Source organism: Shewanella sp. SG41-4 (assembly GCF_014164505.1).
Lineage (GTDB): Bacteria > Pseudomonadota > Gammaproteobacteria > Enterobacterales > Shewanellaceae > Shewanella.
This window is the reverse complement of the sequence record NZ_JACJFI010000663.1, coordinates 1-1,093: the sequence shown is the minus strand read 5'-3', so window position 1 is coordinate 1,093 and position 1,093 is coordinate 1. Positions and strand designations below refer to the sequence as shown.

The 1,093-nt window shown below is 33.4% G+C and carries 2 protein-coding genes; both read right to left on the bottom strand.

Annotation, left to right across the window (positions count from 1 at the left end; genetic code table 11):
• On the bottom strand, positions 1 to 182 hold a 182-nt coding region (locus H5202_RS23100), incomplete at its 3' end, for a hypothetical protein (protein ID WP_182774067.1).
• 48 nt (positions 183 to 230) lie between these two features.
• Complete coding sequence (locus H5202_RS23095; protein ID WP_182774066.1) at positions 231 to 926, bottom strand: hypothetical protein; 696 nt, start codon at positions 924 to 926, stop codon at positions 231 to 233.
• Between the last annotated feature and the right edge of the window lie 167 nt (positions 927 to 1,093).

Below are 1,093 nucleotides of genomic sequence, written 5' to 3'. Positions count from 1 at the left end.
CTTTTTGCAAAGCTGACGGCTTCTCCCAGTTTTCCAGATGTATAACCGTTGAATGAGCCAATAACATTAGACACCATAAAATCTAAACTCTTTGACGGTATCGCCGCTTGCTTTTTGGTTGGAGAGTTAGCCACTTCACAAAGCAATTCATGCAGTTTTATTAACTTATCACTATCCATCATTGAAAACCCTAAATATACAGGTGATTTTAATTTATCACATTTCAGAATTTATTTTCCATTTTGGTTTAAAATATCGGTCAATTCGTTCGAAAACCTTTCAATATTCATGTGACATTTCTCTAAAAAAGGACCAACTTCAATTTCTTTTCCATCAAATTTAATCATGTTATGTTCAGTTATTTGAGTCACCCCGGTATTTTTAACGACTTTAACTGGATACCCTTGTCTGGCATATACATCATCCAAACGTTTGCCATTACCATAATTACCTGACAATACTACGTTAGTAGAATTACTAACTCTTATGAAGTTGCTTTGTTCTATTGATACCGTTTTACTGTTTTTAGTTTTTGATAAATTATTATGCTTAGCTTCATTAGTCATTGAACACAAGTCAACTAGCCAGTTATCAGAACATTTAAATGGCTGCATACTTTCGATCAGGCGATAAGCATCAGGAAGAAGATCGGGTAAGCCAGGTAAGTTTTTTTTAATGCTGATTTTAAAATTATTTTCGCGTTGCCCATATGGAAAGTAGACTTTCGTAGAAAGCTTTTTAATAGCTGTGGCTTTTTTCATCGCTGCTAATAAATCTTGGCCATGATAATCTAAAATACTTCTTAGGTTTTCAAGTACATTTTTTATAGCTACTTTATTAACAGAGCCGTCTTTAACCTGTTCAGCTATAGCAGAAATTTCACTTTTACTATGACCTAGCAATTCCTTAACATCTTCGTTAAACATATTCATTCCTTTAAATACTCCAATATTCAAACATTAACTCGAAAACAGTAAATATTCCATCAATACGTAACATTTTTCTAAACCACTACAACCAGTATCAACGCCTCAGAAAAAAGCAGCCAATTCCTAAACATATATCTTCCTGTTTGGAAGATTCACGAAGTAGC

What these genes read in the sequence shown, in the direction of transcription:
- H5202_RS23095 (WP_182774066.1), bottom strand. Translation starts at nt 926, where the DNA reads ATGTTTAACGAAGATGTTAAGGAATTGCTAGGTCATAGTAAAAGTGAA.